At 36.2% G+C, this 20,608-nt stretch carries 22 protein-coding genes and 1 riboswitch; of the genes, 9 read left to right on the forward strand and 13 right to left on the reverse strand.

Annotated elements, in window-relative coordinates; translation table 11 throughout:
• Position 1 precedes the first annotated feature (1 nt).
• The 7 genes from thiS to H6W52_RS03830 form a co-directional block, all read right to left on the reverse strand.
• Positions 2 to 208 (reverse strand): sulfur carrier protein ThiS, encoded by a 207-nt coding sequence (gene thiS / locus H6W52_RS03800; protein WP_076394110.1) that lies wholly within the window; start codon positions 206 to 208, stop codon positions 2 to 4.
• A 57-nt stretch (positions 209 to 265) separates the two neighbouring features.
• Positions 266 to 366: riboswitch (TPP riboswitch) on the reverse strand.
• Positions 367 to 969: 603 nt separating this feature from the next.
• Positions 970 to 1,347 carry a hypothetical protein gene (locus tag H6W52_RS03805; protein WP_116096728.1) on the reverse strand — a complete coding sequence of 126 codons (378 nt, stop codon included), beginning with the start codon at positions 1,345 to 1,347 and terminating at the stop codon, positions 970 to 972.
• Positions 1,348 to 1,363: 16 nt separating this feature from the next.
• The gene (locus tag H6W52_RS03810) at positions 1,364 to 1,951 is read right to left on the reverse strand and encodes a glycoside hydrolase family 19 protein (protein ID WP_116096726.1); all 588 of its coding nucleotides are present in this window, start codon (positions 1,949 to 1,951) and stop codon (positions 1,364 to 1,366) included.
• 97 nt (positions 1,952 to 2,048) lie between these two features.
• Complete coding sequence (locus tag H6W52_RS03815; protein WP_116096724.1) at positions 2,049 to 2,726, reverse strand: RluA family pseudouridine synthase; 678 nt, start codon at positions 2,724 to 2,726, stop codon at positions 2,049 to 2,051.
• 4 nt (positions 2,727 to 2,730) lie between these two features.
• Entirely contained in the window at positions 2,731 to 3,060 is a 330-nt protein-coding gene (locus H6W52_RS03820; RefSeq protein WP_116096722.1) for a hypothetical protein, read from the reverse strand.
• Positions 3,060 to 3,875, reverse strand: a complete 816-nt coding sequence (gene panB, locus H6W52_RS03825; protein WP_116096720.1) for a 3-methyl-2-oxobutanoate hydroxymethyltransferase — start codon at positions 3,873 to 3,875, stop codon at positions 3,060 to 3,062. The genes H6W52_RS03820 and panB overlap by 1 nt, the downstream gene beginning before the upstream one ends.
• 60 nt (positions 3,876 to 3,935) lie before the next feature.
• A complete protein-coding gene (locus tag H6W52_RS03830; RefSeq protein WP_116096718.1) occupies positions 3,936 to 4,649 on the reverse strand; it encodes a Crp/Fnr family transcriptional regulator in 714 nt (237 codons plus the stop codon).
• Positions 4,650 to 4,738: 89 nt separating this feature from the next.
• Between H6W52_RS03830 and H6W52_RS03835 the strand changes: the two genes are divergently transcribed.
• From H6W52_RS03835 to H6W52_RS03875, 9 genes are all read left to right on the forward strand, one after another.
• On the forward strand, positions 4,739 to 7,114 hold the full coding sequence (locus tag H6W52_RS03835; protein ID WP_185144394.1) for a heavy metal translocating P-type ATPase: 2,376 nt from the start codon (positions 4,739 to 4,741) through the stop codon (positions 7,112 to 7,114).
• A gap of 109 nt (positions 7,115 to 7,223) precedes the next feature.
• Entirely contained in the window at positions 7,224 to 7,448 is a 225-nt protein-coding gene (ccoS, locus tag H6W52_RS03840; RefSeq protein ID WP_087708245.1) for a cbb3-type cytochrome oxidase assembly protein CcoS, read from the forward strand.
• A 5-nt stretch (positions 7,449 to 7,453) separates the two neighbouring features.
• Positions 7,454 to 9,712 carry a cytochrome-c oxidase, cbb3-type subunit I gene (ccoN, locus tag H6W52_RS03845; RefSeq protein WP_087708243.1) on the forward strand — a complete coding sequence of 753 codons (2,259 nt, stop codon included), beginning with the start codon at positions 7,454 to 7,456 and terminating at the stop codon, positions 9,710 to 9,712.
• A 20-nt stretch (positions 9,713 to 9,732) separates the two neighbouring features.
• Positions 9,733 to 9,933, forward strand: coding sequence for a cbb3-type cytochrome oxidase subunit 3 (locus H6W52_RS03850; protein WP_087708242.1), 201 nt, complete (start codon positions 9,733 to 9,735; stop codon positions 9,931 to 9,933).
• A gap of 10 nt (positions 9,934 to 9,943) precedes the next feature.
• The gene (locus H6W52_RS03855; RefSeq protein WP_087708241.1) at positions 9,944 to 10,825 is read left to right on the forward strand and encodes a cbb3-type cytochrome c oxidase N-terminal domain-containing protein; all 882 of its coding nucleotides are present in this window, start codon (positions 9,944 to 9,946) and stop codon (positions 10,823 to 10,825) included.
• Between the two features lie 99 nt (positions 10,826 to 10,924).
• On the forward strand, positions 10,925 to 12,379 hold the full coding sequence (gene ccoG, locus H6W52_RS03860; protein WP_116096714.1) for a cytochrome c oxidase accessory protein CcoG: 1,455 nt from the start codon (positions 10,925 to 10,927) through the stop codon (positions 12,377 to 12,379).
• Positions 12,380 to 12,388: 9 nt separating this feature from the next.
• The gene (locus H6W52_RS03865) at positions 12,389 to 12,841 is read left to right on the forward strand and encodes a FixH family protein (RefSeq protein WP_116096712.1); all 453 of its coding nucleotides are present in this window, start codon (positions 12,389 to 12,391) and stop codon (positions 12,839 to 12,841) included.
• Entirely contained in the window at positions 12,832 to 13,599 is a 768-nt protein-coding gene (locus H6W52_RS03870; RefSeq protein ID WP_116096710.1) for a sulfite exporter TauE/SafE family protein, read from the forward strand. The genes H6W52_RS03865 and H6W52_RS03870 overlap by 10 nt, the downstream gene beginning before the upstream one ends.
• Before the next feature lie 231 nt (positions 13,600 to 13,830).
• Positions 13,831 to 14,775, forward strand: a complete 945-nt coding sequence (locus H6W52_RS03875; protein WP_116096708.1) for a T9SS type A sorting domain-containing protein — start codon at positions 13,831 to 13,833, stop codon at positions 14,773 to 14,775.
• Between the two features lie 93 nt (positions 14,776 to 14,868).
• Here H6W52_RS03875 and serS read toward each other — a convergent pair whose 3' ends face one another.
• From serS to H6W52_RS03905, 6 genes are all read right to left on the reverse strand, one after another.
• On the reverse strand, positions 14,869 to 16,137 hold the full coding sequence (serS, locus tag H6W52_RS03880) for a serine--tRNA ligase (protein ID WP_116096706.1): 1,269 nt from the start codon (positions 16,135 to 16,137) through the stop codon (positions 14,869 to 14,871).
• A 66-nt stretch (positions 16,138 to 16,203) separates the two neighbouring features.
• Complete coding sequence (locus H6W52_RS03885) at positions 16,204 to 16,725, reverse strand: hypothetical protein (protein ID WP_228459445.1); 522 nt, start codon at positions 16,723 to 16,725, stop codon at positions 16,204 to 16,206.
• Positions 16,722 to 17,969, reverse strand: coding sequence for an oligosaccharide flippase family protein (locus H6W52_RS03890; RefSeq protein ID WP_116096702.1), 1,248 nt, complete (start codon positions 17,967 to 17,969; stop codon positions 16,722 to 16,724). The genes H6W52_RS03885 and H6W52_RS03890 overlap by 4 nt, the downstream gene beginning before the upstream one ends.
• A 46-nt stretch (positions 17,970 to 18,015) precedes the next feature.
• Positions 18,016 to 19,128: a glycosyltransferase gene (locus H6W52_RS03895; protein WP_116096700.1), complete on the reverse strand. Its 1,113-nt coding sequence runs from the start codon at positions 19,126 to 19,128 to the stop codon at positions 18,016 to 18,018.
• 6 nt (positions 19,129 to 19,134) lie between these two features.
• Positions 19,135 to 19,623, reverse strand: a complete 489-nt coding sequence (locus tag H6W52_RS03900; RefSeq protein ID WP_116096698.1) for a hypothetical protein — start codon at positions 19,621 to 19,623, stop codon at positions 19,135 to 19,137.
• Between the two features lie 121 nt (positions 19,624 to 19,744).
• Positions 19,745 to 20,530, reverse strand: a complete 786-nt coding sequence (locus H6W52_RS03905; protein WP_087708232.1) for a (Fe-S)-binding protein — start codon at positions 20,528 to 20,530, stop codon at positions 19,745 to 19,747.
• Positions 20,531 to 20,608: the final 78 nt, after the last annotated feature.

Consider the following 20,608-nt stretch of genomic DNA (forward strand, 5'->3'; position numbering starts at 1 on the left):
TTTAACCACCCTGAGTGGCTGTGATAATTAAAACTGAATCTTTGTCGTTGAGGAATGTTTCCGCCCAGAATGACTGCGGAATAATACGGTTGTTGAGTGCTACAGCAATTCCTTTTTTCTTTTCAGGTAATTCCATAGCAATAAGTGCTTCCAGATTTTCGGGAAGTTTTTCGAACTTTTTTGTCGTGTGATTGATTGTGAGCTCCATTCCTAAATTTTTTAAAACACTTTAGGAATATCCATGATTGTACAGTAGAATGTACAGCAAAGTCATCTCACTTTTCCCTACGCTAGTATGATCTAGAAATCAGGTTCAAAGGGTAAATTCTCAGCCCGTTTGTTCAACAGACACCCCTAAAGTATGGGACGAAGTTAGACATTTTTTTGAAATGGGCAAAATTTTTTGTGAAGGAGGAAAGTCTGAAGTTTTTGATTTTGCTAATGATAAAGAGATTTTTGATTCCAACGTAAAGAGCTCTTATTCAGGATTCTTAGTTTAGTAAGCAGAGGCAAATAAATTTGCGGCGCGAAGCTTTAAAATATTCTTTTTTGGATTGATTTTTTTAATTTTAGCTAACTGATTTTGTGGATAGTGCAGAGGTTTTGATTTTAACGCAAAGAGTTCTTATTAAGACTTCTTAGTTTAGTAAGCAAAGGCAAATATATTTGCTGCGCGAAGCGTGAAAATATTTTTTCATGAACCGATTTTTAATTTTATATATCTCGCAGATTTTGCCGATTGTGCGGATGTTTTTTGATTTAATTCAAATACTGAAAACAAAAGACCGCAATTTAGCCTCGATTGAGCGGCGTGTCTGAGCTCTTTTCTGGGTTTCGGCGGCGGCTCCGCCCCCGCCGAAACCCAGAAAAAGCGAGTAGCGAAAGCGGGAAATAGCTCCTAAAAATAAAAAAGACCATCTCCGGATCAAGATAGTCTTTGGTGTTTAAGACAATATATTATAAAGAAAATTAACAGCCACACATTCCTTTTTTAGAATAGAAATAGGCTTTTTTCTTGTAAATAATTTTTATTGAATAGACTTTATTTTCAATACAGGATTCTCCATCCTTTACCGACTTGGTTTCGCGGATGTAAATTTTATAGGTTTTATTTCCAAAGGCTTCGGGATATTCTTTTGTTCCTTTGATGGAAGGAAAAATTTCATTTTTTCCGTTAAGATTAAATAAAGCGCCTTCGTCTTCGGATAAATTGGCAACCGGATTATTTTTTCCGTCGATATAGCAACCCGCATGCATTTTAGGATCTTTCAGATCATGAAGAACAGGTTTTTGGGCAGAGAAGTTATTGATCAAAAGAAAAATGATTAAGAATAATATATTTTTCATGGCCAAATATTTTTAGTTAAAGGAAATAACTTAACCCTGCTTTATAGCGGTTGAGTCTGTCGGGCAAGCCGTTGTATCCACCGTTAATGGTTTTTGTGATTTTTTTGAAAACAACCAGATTATTTCCGGTATCAATGCTTTTGGTAATGTCAATCTGATCTGCCAAAGCATTTAGTTTTCTGCTATTCCAGAACCAACCCGCACTTTCTGCTGCATTTTTGAGTTGGACAGCATTACATTTCGTAACATTTTTACCTCCTAAAAATGTAGGATTTGTTACAAAATCAGTTCCTAAAGCCAATGAAACGGCTTTATAATTGGCTCTTCCGGTAATCTGAATGAGCCCTCTTCCTTTAAATTTCACGCCATCTCCTTTCTGGGTATTTCCCAAATCTGCTCTTCCTTCATAGGCACTTCCGCTCGCAAGTTCTTCGGTGTAAAACAATCCGCCGCTTTCGTGACCGACCTGTGCAAGAAAATTAAGCATTCGTGAAGGCGTGTTGATGGAAAATTTATCACATGTTGCTGTAACGTACGGTAAGAATTGCGAAGCATATGCAGTTTTTGAGCAGGTAGCTTCTTTAAGTTGTCCCAATGTAAGCATGATTATTGTTCTTTAGATTGATAGTGTAAAACTATTTCTAAAAAACAATAATCATTACAGTAAAATCCCTGTTTTGGGTAAGTGTTTTTACGGAAATTTACTCTTCGCAGGCTCTCCAAATGGCATCATTTTGCGGAACAGGAGCCGTAATTTCTATTTTTTCCTTTGTAACAGGATGGATGAACTCGAGTTTTCTGGCGTGAAGGTTAATTCCACCATCGGGATTGGAACGCGGTGAACCATATTTCAGATCGCCTTTAATGGGAACTCCTGTTTTTGACAACTGCGCCCTGATCTGGTGATGTCTTCCGGTTTCAAGATCAATTTCAAGAAGAAGATAATTGTCTAACGTTTTAATTACATTGTACGTAAGAATAGCTTCTTTTGCTCCTTCGGTTGCTTTTGGAAAAACAATGGCTTTGTTATTCTTTTCGTTTTTCTTTAAATAGTGAACCAGTCTCTGCGTTTTGGGAATCATCTCTTTTGCGACAACTGCCCAATATGTTTTTTTCACTTCACGGTTTTTCACCATCTGCGTGAGACGGGACAACGCTTTGGAAGTTTTAGCATAAATCACGAGACCCGAAGTCGGTCTGTCGATGCGATGAACCAAACCGAGAAACACATTTCCCGGTTTGTCATCTCTTTTTTTTATAAAATCTTTGATCAATTCCAGTAAAGAATCATCGCCGGTTTTGTCGCCCTGTACAAGCTGTCCGACTTTTTTATTGATGACGAGAAGATGGTTGTCTTCATAAACAATCTGTTCCTCCATTTTTCTACTGACGGTAATTGGATCTGTTGGCAAAAGAAATAATTACCCCTGCCAAAAGACCGATGGTTTTCATTCCTGTAAGATTCGATTCATAAGGTAAAAATGCTCCGATAATGCAAAGTGCAGCAGCGGCATACATCGGATAAACAAATTTCCTGTTCAGCAATAAAGAAGCCTGCAAAATGAAGCTTACTCCTACGATGATGTAAAATATCCTCTTGGAAAGGAGTTCGTTAATATCCGGAGAAAAAAGATTAAACCATCCTACCGCAAGACAAACTACGGCAAGAATAGAAATAAACCCCTGAATGGTCTGAAGTTTCTGATGATCCATTAATAGCTTTCGTTTTGGTTAGGAAATTCCTGAGTTTTCACATCTTTTACGTATTGCGCAACTGCTTCGGTGATTTCTGTATACAAATCCAGATATCTTCTTAAAAATTTTGGGCTGAAGCCTTTGTTCATTCCCACCATATCATGATACACCAAAACCTGTCCGTCGCAATGCGCACCGGCTCCGATTCCTATGGTTGGGATAGAAATAGATTCCGTTACTTTTTTAGCTAAATCTGCCGGTATTTTTTCTAAAACTACTGCAAAACATCCTAATTCTTCCAAAAGTTGTGCATCGGCAATTAATTTTTCTGCTTCTGCTTCTTCTTTGGCTCTTACTTTATATGTTCCAAATTTGTAGATCGATTGTGGTGTTAATCCCAAATGTCCCATTACAGGAATTCCTGCGTTGATAATTTTTTTAATTGATTTTGAAATTTCTTTCCCGCCTTCAATTTTCACTGCATGAGCTCCTCCTTCTTTCATCATTCTTACGGCGGATTCCAAAGCTTTTTCGGGATTACTCTGATACGTTCCGAAAGGTAAATCGGCAACTACCAAAGCTCTGTCGGTTCCTCTGACTACACTTTGAGAATGGTAAATCATCTGATCCAAAGTAATTGGCAATGTGGTTTCAAAACCCGCCATTACGTTTGCCGCAGAATCTCCGATCAAAACCGCATCAATTCCTCCCGCATCCACCATTTTCGCAGTGGTATAATCGTATGCTGTAAGCATCGTTATTTTTTCCTTGTCGAATTTCATTTTACGCAAGGTTTCAGTTGTAACTTTTTTAATTTCAGAATGAACAGACATAATGTATCTATTTTTTAAAAGTTAAAAGTCGGCATTTAGCCGACTTCAAGTTTGTATGATTTATAAAACTACGTGACCTAGTTTCATTAATTTGTCGTGGTTGAGAATTTTGATGTTTCTTCCGTCTACTTCAATGAGATGGTCTCCTTTGAATTCAGAGATCAGACGGATTGCACTTTCGGTTGCAGTACCGATGATATTGGCGATCTCTTCTCTTGTTAAAGAAATTTTGATAAATCCTTCCGGATCGACCCCTAATTTCTGTTCCAATAACAGAAGAATTTCCGCGAGTCTTTCTCTTACGGTTTTCTGAGCAAGGAAAGTAATGGTATTGGAAGATTCTCCCAATTCGTAAGCGATTTTCTGAAGCATCACAAAGGAAAGCTGGGAATCTACTTCCAACAGATACATAAAAATATCCGCCGGTAAAAAAGTAGCTTCAATATCCGTCATTGCTTCCGCTTTCGCCTGAAAATTTTCTCCGCAAAGCAAAGAACGGTAACCGATGATGTCGCCTTCTTTAATGAATCTCAGAATCTGATCTTTCCCGAAAGCTCCCGATTTTGATAACTTCGCTGCTCCTTTTTCCAGAACGAACACACCTTTCGGCGTTTCCCCGTCTTCGAAAATGGTTTCGTGTTTTTGAAAACTCAGTTTCTTTTTAGCGTTAATGTATTTTTCAAAATCAGCACTGGAAAGCCTTTCCCTGAATGATTTATCATTAAAAACTCTTGCGAACCTCTCCTCGATTGCAATTTGTTGTTCCTGCGACATTTTATATGACATTTATCACAAAAATAGAACTTTTTAACTCGATAAACAAAAAAAATTGTTATAATTTTGTAGTTCAATAATTTATGAAGGTGAGCGAGAACTGTTTTCATTGTGGTCAAGGGATCGAAAAAGAAAGAATTTTGTTTGATGAAAAAACTTTCTGCTGCAACGGTTGCAAATCTGTTTATGAAATTCTGAATACGAACAACTTAAGTAATTTTTATGAATTAAATAAACGTGCAGGAATCCGTCCGGACGAAAGTTCTTCACAGTTTGAATATCTCGACACTCCTGAAATCTTTGAAAAGGTAACGGATTTTTCTGAAGGAAGCACAAGTTTAGTCACCTTTAAAATCCCTGTAATCCACTGTTCTTCCTGTATATGGCTTTTGGAAAGTCTTCATACACTGAATAAACACATTAAATATTCTCAGGTTAACTTCACCAGAAAGACCTTACAGATCTCTTTTAATCATAACGATTTAAAATTAAGCGAATTAGCTAATTTTTTAACAAATTTAGGCTACAAACCGGTTATCAGTCTGGAAACCGCCGATAAAAACGTTGAAAATTTAGACAAATCATTACTTGTAAAATTTGCCATTGCGGCTTTTGCCTTCGGAAACGGGATGTTCCTTGCTTTTCCTGAGTATGTAGGCGGCGAAGATTACTGGATGGAGCATTACAAAGGACTTTTCAGAGCTTTGATGTGTCTTTTGTCTATTCCGGTTGTTGTATATTCTGCTTCAGATTATTATAAATCCGCTTGGTACGGTCTGAAAAATAAAATCGTGAATATTGATGTTCCGATTGTTTTGGGAATTATTGTGCTTTTCGGGCGAAGTTTATATGAAGTTGCCACGAATTACGGCCCCGGATATTTTGATACTTTATGCGGACTTTTATTTTTCATGCTTTTGGGTAAAATCTTTCAGAAAAGAACGTACAATGCGCTTTCATACGACAGAGATTACAAATCTTTCTATCCTATTGCCGTTACAAAAGTTGATTTTGAAGGTAAACAGGAAAATATTCTGCTTTCTGAAATTAAAGTGGGCGACCGGATTTTGGTAAGAAATCAGGAGATTATTCCGGTAGATGCTATTCTGATTAATGGTGAAGGTAATATCGACAACAGTTTCATTACCGGAGAAAGCGAAAGCATCAGCAAACAGCCGGGAGATAAAATTTTTGCCGGAGGAAAACAGATCGGATCATCATTGGAACTTGAAGTGATTAAGAATGTTGACCAAAGTTATCTTACCCAGCTTTGGAATAAAGAAGCCTTCAAAAAACATGAAACCGGACTTGATACGTTAACTAACAACATCAGTAAATATTTCACTTTCATTATTTTAGGAATCGCACTGCTTTCGGCAATCTACTGGTACACTGTAGATCTGGAGAAAATGTTTCAGGTAATTTCTGCAATTCTTATCATCGCGTGTCCTTGTGCGTTGGCGTTGTCCGCTCCGTTTACATTCGGGCACATTATGAGGATTCTGGGCAGAAATAAATTTTACGTAAAAGACACTTTAACAATTGAGAAAATTGCCAAATTAGACACGATTGTTTTTGATAAAACCGGAACTATTACGCACAGAAAAAAATCAAATATCAAATTTGAGGGCGCTGAAATAAAAGAATTTGACTTACTGAATATCAAAACATTACTAAAAAACTCCAATCACCCGCTTTCAAAATCATTATACGAATTCATTGAGGTAAAAGATGAATATTTCCCGGTTGAAAGTTTTCAGGAAATTTCAGGAAAAGGTTACGAAGCAAACGTACGGGGAAATGTTTACAAAATCGGTTCTGCGAGATATAACAATCAGGAATCAAAAAATCTTGAAACCGCAGTTTATATCAGTAAAAACAATGAATTTTTAGGAAAATTCATCTTTAAAAATGAATACCGCGAAAATTTAAAGGATTTGTTTAAAAAACTTACCCATTATAAAGTTTTCATTCTGAGTGGTGACAATTCTTCGGAGGAAAATCAATTAAAGGAATTAATTCCGAATTACAAAGGAATGGCTTTCAATCAAAATCCTGAAGACAAGCTGAATTATATTCAAAACCTTCAGAATCAGAACATGAAAGTTGCCATGCTTGGAGACGGACTGAATGATGCCGGAGCTTTAAAACAAAGCAATGTAGGTATTGCGATTGCAGATGATTCCAACAGTTTTACCCCTTCTTCGGATGTAATTATGAATGGAGAAAAAGTGGTAAGCTTAGACAAATATCTGAATGTATGCAAAGGCTCTATGACAATTGTGAAAATGACATTTATAATTAGTTTTCTTTACAATGTTGTTGGTTTAGGTTACGCAGTTACAGGACACATGCATCCTCTTTTCGCTGCTTTAATTATGCCTGCAAGTTCTATTACAGTGGTTTCATTCACTACACTTTCGACCTGGATTCTGGGAAGAAAATACTTCAAAAAAGGGGCTTAGAAAGACTTATTTAGATTCGTTTTAAATTAGCCAAAAGCCGTATTTCGTGATGAAAGTCATTATTTTTCACTAAATTTGAAACCCGAAAATACGTTAATTTTGTTGTCTAATGGATATTCTATATTTAATGATCCTATGCAGTGTTTCTTTGGCTGCAGTTTTCCTGGTCGTGTTTATAGTGTATGCCAGAAAAGGACAGTTTGAAGATGATGAGTCTCCGGCTGTACGAATACTCTTCGATTCCGATGAGATCAAGGAAAAAGAAGAATCTGGCAACAAAGAGGGCGATGATGAAAAAGGAGAAAAGAAAAAAATTGAAGAAAAAAGTGAATAGTTGATATGGAAACACAAAAGTTTAGTTATGACAACAGTATTGTTCGGGCATTCCTCTATGCGACCGTTGCTTTCGGGATCATAGGATTTCTGTTCGGACTTACGGCCGCATTAATGCTTTTCTATCCTGAGCTTCCGGAATTCTTTTTTGGAACAGACGATACAACCATTAATAGTTTAGGTGGAAGTATCCAGGGATTGATTAATACTCATGGAGCGTTCGGGTTCGGAAGAATCAGAATGTTGCACACAACCACTGTAATCTTTGCATTCGTAATGAATATCGTTTATGTGGGAGTTTATTACTCTTTACAGCGATTACTGAAAACAAGAATGTACAGTGATACATTGTCCTGGATCCATTTCTGGACATGGCAGATTATGATTCTTGTAACGTACGTTACGTTCTTTATGGGAATCAACACTTCTAAGGAATATGCGGAACACGAATGGCCGATTGATATTTTGATCGCATTCTCATGGATCATTTTCGGAGCCAATATGTTCTTAACGATTGCGAAAAGAAGAGTAAGACACCTTTATGTAGCGATCTGGTTTTACATCGGTACATGGATCGCAGTAGCAATGCTGCACATCTTCAATAACCTTGAAGTACCTTTGTCTTTCACAGGATGGAAATCTTATTCAGCTTATGCAGGGGTAAAAGATGCCATCGTACAATGGTGGTATGGTCACAATGCGGTAGCTTTCGTATTGACGACTCCTGTTCTTGGTTTGATGTATTACTTCTTACCAAAAGCTGCAGACAGACCGGTTTTCTCTTATAAACTGTCTATCATTCACTTCTGGTCATTAATTTTCGTTTATATCTGGGCTGGTCCTCACCACCTTCAGTATACAGCATTACCAGCTTGGGCACAGGCGGTAGGAACCGGTTTCTCTATCATGCTTATTGCACCATCTTGGGGAGGTATGCTTAACGGTCTTCTTACCTTAAGAGGAGCTTGGGATAAAGTAAGAGAAAATCCTATTCTTAAGTTCTTTGTTGTAGCAGTAACGTGCTACGGTATGGCAACTTTCGAGGGACCTCTTTTGGCAACAAAAAACATTAACAAAATCGGTCACTTTACAGACTGGGTTATTGGTCACGTACACGTTGGAGCACTTGGATGGAACGGCTTTATGGCGTTTGGTGTAATCTATTATCTTGTACCGATATTGTGGAGAACAAAAATCTATTCTACCAAACTGGCAAATCTTCATTTCTGGTTGGGAACATTAGGAATTATTTTCTATGCGGTTCCAATGTATATTTCAGGATTTACACAAGGATTGATGTGGAAACAGTTCAACCCGGACGGAACTTTGGTTTGGAAAAACTGGCTTGATACTGTAACGGCTATTGTTCCTTATTATAAAATGAGATTTGTGGGAGGTATTCTTTATCTTTCCGGAGCTCTTGTAATGGTGGTGAACTTAGTGGCTACTGTAAGAAAAGGATCATTCCAGAAAGATGTCCCTGCTGAAGCACCTGCATTGGCTAACATCAGCGGAAAACGTAAAGAAGGAGAAGGAACTCACCTTTGGTTAGAAAGAACTCCTGTATTATTAGGTATTTTATCTTTATTAACGATTTCAATCGGTAGTATGGTGGAAATTATTCCTACTCTGTCTCTTAAGAAGAGTGTACCTACTATTTCAGCAGTAAAACCATATTCTCCATTAGAATTAGAAGGTAGAGATATTTATATCAGAGAAGGATGTAATGCTTGTCACTCGCAAATGGTAAGACCATTCAGAGATGAGATCGTAAGATTTAACGGTAAAAACGGACAGTACTCTAAAGCAGGGGAATTCGTATACGACAGACCTTTCCTTTGGGGATCTAAAAGAACCGGACCGGATTTGCATAGAGAAGGTGGTAAAAACCCAAGTTCTTGGCACTACAAGCACATGTATAACCCAAGATCAACTTCTGCGGGATCTATCATGCCTCGTTACCCTTGGTTAATTGCAACAGATTTAGACAGATCTAAAATGGTTGATAAAATGAAGCTGATGAAGAGTGCTTTCGAAGTACCTTACACAAAAGCTGAAATTGATTCTGCCAACTCTTGGGCAAACAATCAGGCTTCAAAAATCGTAAGAGATATTATGTCTGAAGCACCGGATTTGAAGGAAGCTTATGCGAAGAGACCTAAAGGAGAATTAGAGAAAAAAGAAGTTGTAGCGCTTATCTCTTATCTTCAAAGATTAGGAACAGATATTAAGACAACTGAAATCAAAACAGCAAGTAATAACTAACATATTAAAAGGTTCACATCATGATCCCTCAGAATTTTAAAGACATCTTATCCAATACCGAAAACGCTGGCTTTTACCAGACTTTGGCTCTGATTTTCTTTATGCTGTTCTTCATTGCTTTGGTAATCTACGTTTTTAGCAAGCCTAAAAAATATTACAAAGAGGAAGAAGAAGCGCCTCTGCAGGATGACAGTGATGACGATTTTAATTTAAAAAATTAAACTACTTATTATGAAACAAAGAACACCGGTTGTTATAAACATTTTAATAATAATTGGACTTTTAATAGTTTTTTATTATCTGTTTGTACAAAGCTATGATTTCCTATCTTCTCCTTATTTCTGGGGAACTGTAGTAATCGGAGGTATTTTAGCTTATATCCATAGTGCAATCGGAGATTTAATTGAGAACAATAAATTCAAAAAATTATCTCCTGAAGAAAAGGCAGCTTATTTAGCTGAAAAGAAAGTACCTTACTTTACAAGATTATATAATGCAGCATTCAAGAAGCAATCTGCAGCAGAAGAAAAAGATATCCTTATCGACCACGGTTTCGACGGAATCATGGAGCTGGATAACCAGTTGCCAAAATGGTGGGTAGGTTTATTCTATTTTGGGACTGCTTTTTGTATTGTATATGTAGCAGCATTTTCTTTCACAGATTTCGCACATCCGTTGAGCGAATATGAGAAGGAATACAAAGAACAGTTGGCAGCGATTGAAAAGTATAACAGCGAGCAGCCTCCGGTAACGATTGAGACCGCTAAATATTCTGCTGATAATATTGCTGAAGGAAAAGAATTGTTCAAAACAAACTGTGCATCTTGTCACAAAGAAGACGGTAGTGGTGGAATTGGTCCAAACCTTACGGATAATTTCTGGATCAACCAGCCTGAGAAAACGTTATTCAAAAACGTATTCAATATGGACTGGAATGGTTCTCCTAACAATCCTGCGATGAGAGCATTTGGTAAGAACGGAGAAGTTTCGGGTGCTGAAATTGAAAAGATTGCAGCGTATGTATATCACATCAATCAGGAATTGCCTCCGATAACACCGGCTCAAGGTGGTGCAGCTCCTCAGGGAACAGAGGCACATTGGGAAAAAGAATAATTTAACTTAAATAAATTAGAACATATGAAAAACATAGTTTGTTATTAAATTAAAAAATAGTAACGAATTATGTTTTTCTTTTTTTAAAAACTATCATAAATGTCAGACATAGAAGAAACAGAAGTACGCGGAGGACAGGGACAAGTTCTGGACCCTGAAACTTATAGAGATTCTATCGGGACAATGGAACGCTCCGGTAAGAGGAAATGGGTTTTTCCCAGAAAACCAAAAGGAAAATATACCAACTACCGAAGCATTGTAAGTTATGTTTTACTGCTGATTTATTTTGCAGTGCCATTCATCAAAATTAATGGTAACCCTCTTATTTTATTTAATGTAATTGACAGGGAGTTCTTCATCTTTGGACAGCCTTTTTATCCACAGGATTTTTTTATCCTTACACTTGGCGCAATTACTTCTTTAATATTCATCATCATTTTTACGATGGCTTTCGGGAGAATTTTCTGCGGATGGATCTGTCCTCAGACAATTTTTTTAGAATTTATTTTCCGTAAAATAGATTATCTTATTGAAGGGGACAGAAACAAACAGATGAAGCTTGACAGACAGGAGTGGAACAGCGAAAAGATCTGGAAAAGAAGTCTAAAATGGACGATTTTTCTTGTGATTTCGTTAATTATTACTCACTTCATGTTCATGTATATCGTAAGATATGAAGAAGTATTCAGAATAGTTTCTGAAGGACCTTTTGCCAATCCTACCAACTTTATTGTTATGATTCTTTTAACCGCTGCATTTTACTTTGTATTTGCATGGTTCAGAGAGCAGGTTTGTACATTGGTTTGTCCTTACGGTAGATTACAGGGGGTTTTAATAGATAAAGATACCATTAATGTTTTCTATGATTTTAAAAGAGGTGAAAACAGAGCAAAATGGAGAAAAGGAGAAGACAGAAAAGCAGCCGGAAAAGGTGATTGTATCGATTGTCATCAATGTGTGGTGGTTTGTCCTACCGGAATAGACATCAGAGACGGACAACAGCTTGAGTGTGTAAACTGTACAGCCTGTATTGATGCCTGTGATGAAGTTATGGAAAAGGTAGGTCTTCCGAAAGGATTGATTAGATACGCTACCGAAAACGAGATCGAGAAGCAGACCGAGTTTAAGTTTACAGGAAGAATGAAAGGTTTTGCAGTGGTTCTTTTACTGCTTACAGGATTTTTAGGCTATCTTCTTACAAGCAGAGCCGAAATGGAAGCCAAATTCATTAAACCTGCAGGAAGCACGTTCTTTGTGAGAGACGGAAAAATTACCAATACGTACAATTATACTTTTTTAAATAAAACCAACGAGAAAAAAATTGTAACCATCAAGATTATCGAGCCGAAACATGGAGAGGTGATCTACAGCGAATCGAGTAAAATTTCTGTAGACAGAGACAAAATTACCAAAGGAACCATCAACATCAGTTTTCCGGAAAATGAAATGACGCTTTCCAAGCAGAACATCACAATCGGAGTTTATGATATGAAGGGGAAACTGGTAGATTCATACAAAACATATTTTGAAGGACCATTCAAATTACAATTTTAATTTTTAGAAATGAAAAACTTTAATTGGGGACACGGTGTAATTATCGCTTTAGCATCCTTTATGATCTTTATTTTATCCATGATGTTTCTTTTTCCGAACGGACAAAAGAATTCTGAAATGGTAACGGATAATTATTATGAAGAAGAACTGAAATATCAGGACGTAATTGATGCTAAGAAAAGAGCTGACGAACTGAAGGAAAAACCTGTTTACAGCCAGAGTCCAGCAGGAATAAGAATCACTTTTCCAAAAGACTATAATAACTCTAATACTTCCGTAAAATTTGTACTGAACAGAACCGACGATCAGAACCTGGATGTTCATAAAACGGTACAGTTAGATGCCAATCAGTCTTTTTTAATTCCTGCACAGGTTCTGAAACTGGGGAATTATACCCTTCGTTTGAGCTGGACAAAAGATAAAACAGACTACAGAATGGATTATGATGTGATATGGAAATAGCACTTGTAATATCGGCAATCGGGTTGGGTTTTGCATCAGGATTCCACTGTATCGGAATGTGCGGACCTATTGCATTGTCGATGGGATTAACAAAAAAACAGGCAACCAATTTCTACCTTCAGAATCTCACTTATCAATTCGGGAGGATTTTCACCTATTCCCTTTTGGGAGCAATTCTTGGAATTATCGGGAAAGGTTTTGAAATGGCAGGTTTCCAGAAATATCTTACAATTGCTGTGGGAATTCTACTTATTATTATGGCTGTTTTTTCGTTTGGAGGAAAAGATTTTGCTTCTAAAGTTCCGTTTTTTTCAAAATTTTTATTCAAAGTAAAATCGAATTTGGGAAGACTGCTTCAAAAGGCAGATTACCGTTCAAGATTTACTACAGGTCTTCTGAATGGTTTTTTACCCTGTGGAATGGTTTATATGGCTTTAACGGCAAGTTTAGCAAGCGGAGGAATATGGCAGGGCGCTTTGTATATGGCTTTATTCGGTTTGGGAACACTTCCTTTTATGTTCGCGGTAGTTTTGGTCGGAAATCTCATGAATCAGACTTTTAGAGTGAAAGTTTTAAAAGTGATTCCGATTGTCATGATTATTTTGGGCGGACTTTTTATTGTCCGGGGAATGGAACTGGGAATTCCCTATATTTCTCCGAGAGCAGAAGCCATGACCATTTCAAAAGACAATCAGGGAGACTGTCATTTGCCGGGAGATCACAGTACGCATGATCATAGTAAAGTAAATTGTCATTAGTAGTAATGCTAAATTTAAAAGATTTAACCCTCTGAAGTATATCCGGAGGGTTTTTTAATTATAATTCGGAATGATCAAACCAGACATTAACATTATACAAATCATACAAATAACAATTTATTCACGCAAAAATTCGATTAAAAATTTAATACAGTTACCAATATTATCTTTTAAATTCAATTTTATTATACAATCAATTTCGTATCTTTATTGTAACTAAAAATTTAATATATGTATATAAAGCTACCTTTTCCCTCATTTCAGAAAATTCAAAAACATCAAACACTAAGCTACCTTAGTAAAATTGCATGTCATGCGTTTACGGTTGGTGCTATTTTATTTTTTTCAGCAACGAAAGCCCAAACTTCAGTAACTGTTCCTAATTTGACTTCAACAGCAGCTTTTACAGGACCGTTTGCCAATTCTACCAGAACTTATCAACTGATTATTGATGACTCTCAGCTTACTGCTTTATCAGGAAAGTATCTTACTTCGATATCACTTAGAATTCCTGCAAGTGCAGCCTCTGCATGGCCTGCCTCAAATACAACCTACCCGGATTATCAGATTTATCTTAGTGACGGCGTAGAACCGGCTAACAGACAGCTTAATTTTGCAGCTAACGTTGTGGGAACGCAGACACAAGTCCGCTCAGGAAGTCTTTTAATACCATCCGGCGCCGTTACAAACAATGGAAGTTTCAGTTTTGATATAAATTTCAATACTCCTTATTTATATACAGGTACTAATCTTGTAATAGAAATACGTCATACCGGAAGCAACGGAACAACAACTTCCGTTGATGCTGTAGGAACAGGTGTTTCGGGATATGGTACACTTTTTACCGCTTGCTGGTCGAGCTCAACATCTGTGCTGCAAGGAAACTTTTCTTATGTGAAAATTAATTCCGGAAGTGTGTTGGGGGTGAAGTCTGTTGAAATAGATGGAGTCACCTCTGTTTATCCTAATCCTGTAAAAGATCAGTTATATGTAAAATCAGCTAACGATATAGTGGAATTAAATATTTTCAATATGGTTGGGCAAAAAGTCTATTCACAAAAGAATTCAGTTAAAAATCCACAACTGAATGCATCAGGTTTAGCCAAAGGAAATTATATTTTACAAATGATTGACAAAAACGGAAACTCAACGTCAACACGATTCATTAAAGATTAATCATGAATTCATTTCAAATGAAATCGTTTAGATAAACCAAATAAAAAACCACTGAACAACAGTGGTTTTTATTGTATATAGACAAAATTTTATTTAGCTGATCAAATCAAACTTCGCATATTCAGCGACTTTCTTCGGAAGTTTAATTCCTTCCTCTGTCTGATTATTTTCCAGCAAAGCAGCCATAATTCTTGGCAATGCCATTGCAGAACCGTTCAGGGTGTGAACCAACTGAGATTTTCCATCTGCTTTATAACGACATTTCAGTCTGTTTGCCTGGAAGGTTTCAAAATTGGAAACAGAGCTTACCTCAAGCCATTTTTCCTGAGCTGCACTCCAAACTTCAAAATCATACGTCATGGCAGAAGCAAAACCAGTGTCTCCTCCGCAAAGTCTTAAAACTCTATATGGTAATTCAAGATCACTTAAAATTTCTTTAATGTGTTCTACCATTTCTTCCAATACGGCATAAGAATTTTCCGGTTTTTCAATTCTTACGATCTCAACTTTTTCAAACTGGTGAAGACGGTTTAAACCTCTTACATGTGATCCGTAACTTCCCGCTTCTCTTCTGTAGCATTGAGAAAAGGCTGTATTTTTAACAGGAAGATCTTTTTCTTCAAATAATACATCGCGATAGAGATTCGTTACAGGAACTTCAGCCGTTGGAATCAGATATAAATCATCTGCCTGAATATAATACATCTGCCCTTCTTTATCCGGCAACTGTCCTGTTCCGTATCCTGAAGCTTCGTTTACAACGTGAGGAGGATTTACTTCCATATATCCTTTCTCAACATTTTTATCTAAAAAATACTGAACCAAAGCTCTCTGCAATCTTGCCCCTTTTCCTAAATATACCGGAAAACCTGCTCCTGCAATCTTTACACCCAATTCAAAATCAATAAGGTTATATTTTTTTGCTAGTTCCCAGTGAGGAATTGCTCCTTCTCCAAGACCTTCCACATCATGAGACTGATATATGATTTCATTATCATCCGCAGAAGCCCCATTTTTTACCTTTTCATTCGGAATGTTAGGTAATTGATACAGAATATTGATTAATTCTTTTTCTTTTACATCTAACTGAGCTTTCAATTCCGACGTCGACTCTTTGTATTGCGCTGTTTTAGATTTTGCGGATTCTGCTTCTTCTTTTTTTCCTTCTTTCATTAAAAGTCCGATTTCTTTGGAGATTTTATTGATTTCGGAAAGTTGGGAATCCAATTCAAACTGAATTTTCTTTCTTTCTTCGTCGGTAGCAATAGCCTCGTCTACCAACTCAAGATTCTTGAATTGTCTTTTTTTAAGACCTTCTAAAACGCGCTCTTTATTGTCGCGCAAAAAATTGACTTGTAACATTTTATTTAGATGTTAGTTATTAGAATGTTGAACATCAGAATGTCAACAGTTTTGCAAATGTATAAATTATTTTACGATCGTAACAACATTCGGGGAACCCGGTGTTTTTGTAAATCTTAAAGTATCGTTGTAATAGACTTTCGAGACCTCAAAAACCGAAGGCGTCATGCGATACTGAATTCTGAGCCTTTCATTAATGGTATCAAGAATCGTACTGTTAAGTCTCTTCACCAGTGAAACCGTAATTACCGACTGATAGGTTTTATTGTTCGGATCCAGCGTATCCAGCCCTACTCTTTTGGCTCCTGCAATATATTCAATAAAAAGTGTGGAATCTGCAGTAGCACGCAAAGTACTGCTTACCGGAGAAACGTCTTTGGTTCCGTTAACATCATTTAGTGAATACGTATAATAAGTCTGATCTTTTTTTGCATGAAACAGATCTCGTCCTGCCCCATTCTTCATATAGATGTTCAAAATCTGATCGATTTTCTGCAAATCTTCATCATCCGTTCTGCAGCTCAGAAAGGCACAAAAAATAACCAGAAATCCAAAAACAATATTTCTCATGTTACAAATATAATTCATTTCAATCTTCTAAGATAAATGAAGAATGAAAACATCATGAAAAAACCGATAATAGTTAATGTAAGCCCTAAAGAAAACGCCATTCCTAAAGCTCCTTTTTCAGGAACCCAAAAAAAAGAAAATCCTGCTAAGAGCAGCAAAGACAAAATGGAATAGAGAGTATTTTTTTTCATTAATCCTACCGCAGAAAGCATATTCCCGTAAAGGTTTCTTAAAAGCATACTCACACAAAACGCTCCTAATAAAAGACAAAAAGCAAATGAATTGTCTGCATATTTTACTCCGAAAAATAATTGAATTAAGGCGGTGCTGAAAAAACTGCCTAATGCAAATATTAATATAGAAACAGGGATAAATATTTTATAATAATTAATAATATAGTTAATTAAAAAAGATCTGCTGTAAGAGTTTTTTGCCAAAACAGGATAATCGCTCTGCATAAAAGAAAGTGCCAAAAAAGTAATATTAGACGGAATAAGCAGAACGACTTTGTAATTAGCAACTGCATTTTCATCTTTAAAAAAGTTGAGGAGTAAAATATCTGCAGAAAAAAAAGCATCTGATAATAAAGCCGTAACCGATGCATGAAACGCGAAATTCCAGATTTCTTTCTTTTGAAATTTTATTTTGGGGACAGCAATCTTCCACAGCGGCTCCTTATACCAGAAAAGAGAAAGAAAAGGAGCAATTAAATTAGCAAGCAAATATCCGTAGAGTCCCCAAAAAAAAGAAAAAGCAATCATCATGACCAATCCTCCAATATTCACGATATTATTAAGCATGGCATATTCGCTGTTTTTCATATGTATGCGAAGTTCAACCTGTTTGTGATTAAGAAAATACACTCCGATAAGCCTCACAGCAAAGAAAAGAAATATATAAAATATGTGGTAATAATGGTTTACATAAAAAAAAGCGATTAAAAAAAACACAATGCTTAGAAAAAGCTGATATAGAAATCCTTTTTTAAAAAGATAAACTGAAAGATCTTTTTTTTCATTTTCAGTTTGGCTTAAAGAACCAAATCTTATTAAACTCTGAAAACTGCCAAAACCGCTGAAAGGAACAAAGATGGCAAAAACAGATGCCACAATACTCAGTATACCGAATTCTTTTTCAGGAAGAAGCCGGATCATCATAACAGAGCCTGAAAATGCACATATTTTCGCTATTAAAAGAGACAGAAATACATATTGCCCTTTGTTCGCAAAAAATGCTTTAATAAAATCCTTTAAGCTTTTCATTTTAAATTTGTGGCTGGAAATTTATGCTTTTTAAATTAAAAATAATTTAAACCACTTTTTTGTAAATCTCATCGAATTTTTCTGCTATTTTTAACATAGAAAAATTGTCTACAATGTATTGGTGAAGTTCCGTCGGAGAATCCGGTTTATAGGTCTCATTTAAAACACTCTTCATTGCAGCATATAATTCTTCTTCAGTCTTTCCAATGATGATTCCGCAGTTATTTTTCACAATCTCAGGTACACCTCCTACGCGGGTTGATATTACCTGTATGCCGGAGGAAATAGACTCAAGAAGTACACAGGGTAAATTTTCATATTCGCTGAACAATACAAAACAATCGCTGTTCTTCATTTGTTGGGCAACTTCTTCATGAGAAAGTTCACCGAATGTTGTTATGAAATCTTCCGCCTTATTTTCTTGTATGATTTTGTTTAATCTTTCAATGTCTCCGTCGCCTCCAATCTCTAATTTAAAATTCTGAAATTCACTTCTAAGCCGGATTGCCGTTTTTATAATAATATCCGGATTTTTTAAAGCGATCAGATTGGATATATGAAGAAATCTGAAAATATCTGAATGATGTTTTGCAGGAGTAAAACGATTTGTATCTACAACATTTCCAACAACTTTAAATTTCTCACCAATTTTCAACTCTTTTAAGTTATTCATTAAATTCTCACTTACCGGAAAAATAAATGATGCTCTTTTTGCAATAAATCGGGCAACAGATAACGTTGAAAATGAGAGTCTGTTTCTGTTGATTTCAAGAAATAAAGACCAGTGCTCTGTTATAACAAAAGGAATTTGATATTTTTTTTTTAAATAAACCGCAAACAACATAGATTTATCCAAAATATTGGCGTGTATCAAATCCGGTTTCTTGATCTGTGAAAACCCCAATTTATACGCCCGAAATCTTCTTAAAAAATTTAATGCAGGATTTTTAGACTTCTTATAATAAACTACAATCGTCTTTACTCCATTAATATGATTTTGATCGAAAATATAGCTTTCCTTCTGTCCAGAATCGCCTATTGCGTGTAAAATTTCTACATCGTGCAATAAAGAAACGGCTTCCGCATGTCTCTGTACGAAATTTCCGTTGGTAGGCTCTAATTTGTTAGGAAACCATGATGAAATAAAAAGGACCTGCATGAATTATTACTTTATAGAAGCCGCCCAACTTCTATCGAATGGCAAAAGAAAATTTCCTATAAATTCGAGATAGGTATTTTTAGAAAAATCAAAAACCTGAATGTCTTTAGCAATTTCTCCGTTTCTTACTTTTGACTTAAAATCATTCAGCTTTAAGGTTTTTACTTCTCCATTTTCTATGAAGCTGGCTTTCATTCTGTCGAATAATCCCAATTGATATTCTTCATCAATTTCTCTCATTACTTTCCCAAGCGCATCGATACTGCATCCGGAAGCCATCTCCTTTTCTTCATCCACACAGATGATGATAAACTGATTTTTTTCAATCTTAAAAGATGAGGAAAGCGGTTTTCCGTGTGCTGCCCAAATTGCCAGAAAATCAAAAAGTTTCTCAGTGATCTGTTTGGCTTCTTTTGTTTCAAAAGGTCTTGAGGCAGGATATATTATTACTCTGTAGTCGTTTGCTTCTACAATATTAGATTCTTCAATCTTCATTTTGATCAATTTAAAAGGTAAAATTACAATTTTTTCTTCACACCATAATCCGACAAGGTGGAATTCTCACCAAACAAAAAACTCAGGAAAAATCCTGAGTCTTATATTTTTAGAAATATTCTTACAAATCTTCAGCTTCCGCTAAAAGTTCTACAATATCTTTCACGGCTACTTCATCATTTTTATTGAAATGTTTTACACCGTCCGTCATCATCGTATTACAGAAAGGACATCCTGTTGCAATAACTTTAGGCTCGAAAGACAGAGCTTCTTCAGTTCTTTCGATATTGATGTCTTTTTTTCCTTTTTCAGGTTCTTTAAACATTTGTGCGCCTCCTGCTCCGCAGCAAAGACCATTGGTCTTGCAACGCTTCATTTCTACCAGTTCGGCATCCAGTTTTTCCAGTAAAAGTCTTGGCGCTTCATACTCTTCATTGGCTCTTCCCAGATAACAGGGATCATGGAAGGTAATCTTTTTACCGCTGAATGCGCCACCTTCAATTTTCAGACGCCCTTCTTCCATTAATTTTTTAAGGAATTGGGTGTGATGCATTACTTCATAGTTCCCTCCTAAATTCGGATATTCATTTTTAAGCGTATTAAAGCAGTGCGGACAAGCCGTAACGATTCTTTTTACTTCGTAAGCGTTCAGAATTTCGATATTGGTTAAAGCCATCATCTGGAAAACAAATTCGTTTCCTGCACGTTTTGCGGGATCTCCTGTACAGCTTTCTTCCTGCCCAAGTACCGCGAATTCCACGCCTATTTTATTTAAAATTTTGCAAAATGCTTTCGTAATTTTTTTAGCGCGGTCGTCGAAACTTCCGGCACAACCTACCCAAAATAAAACTTCAGGCGATTTTCCTTCGGCAGCATATTCTGCCATTGTTTTTATATTGAAATCCATTGTTGTCAATTTGAAAATGTGAGAATTTGGAAATTTGAAAATATACTATCAATTTTCAAATTTACAAATTGCGTGATT

Source organism: Chryseobacterium sp. C2(2020) (genome assembly GCF_014218915.1).
GTDB classification, from domain to species: Bacteria; Bacteroidota; Bacteroidia; order Flavobacteriales; family Weeksellaceae; genus Chryseobacterium; species Chryseobacterium mucoviscidosis.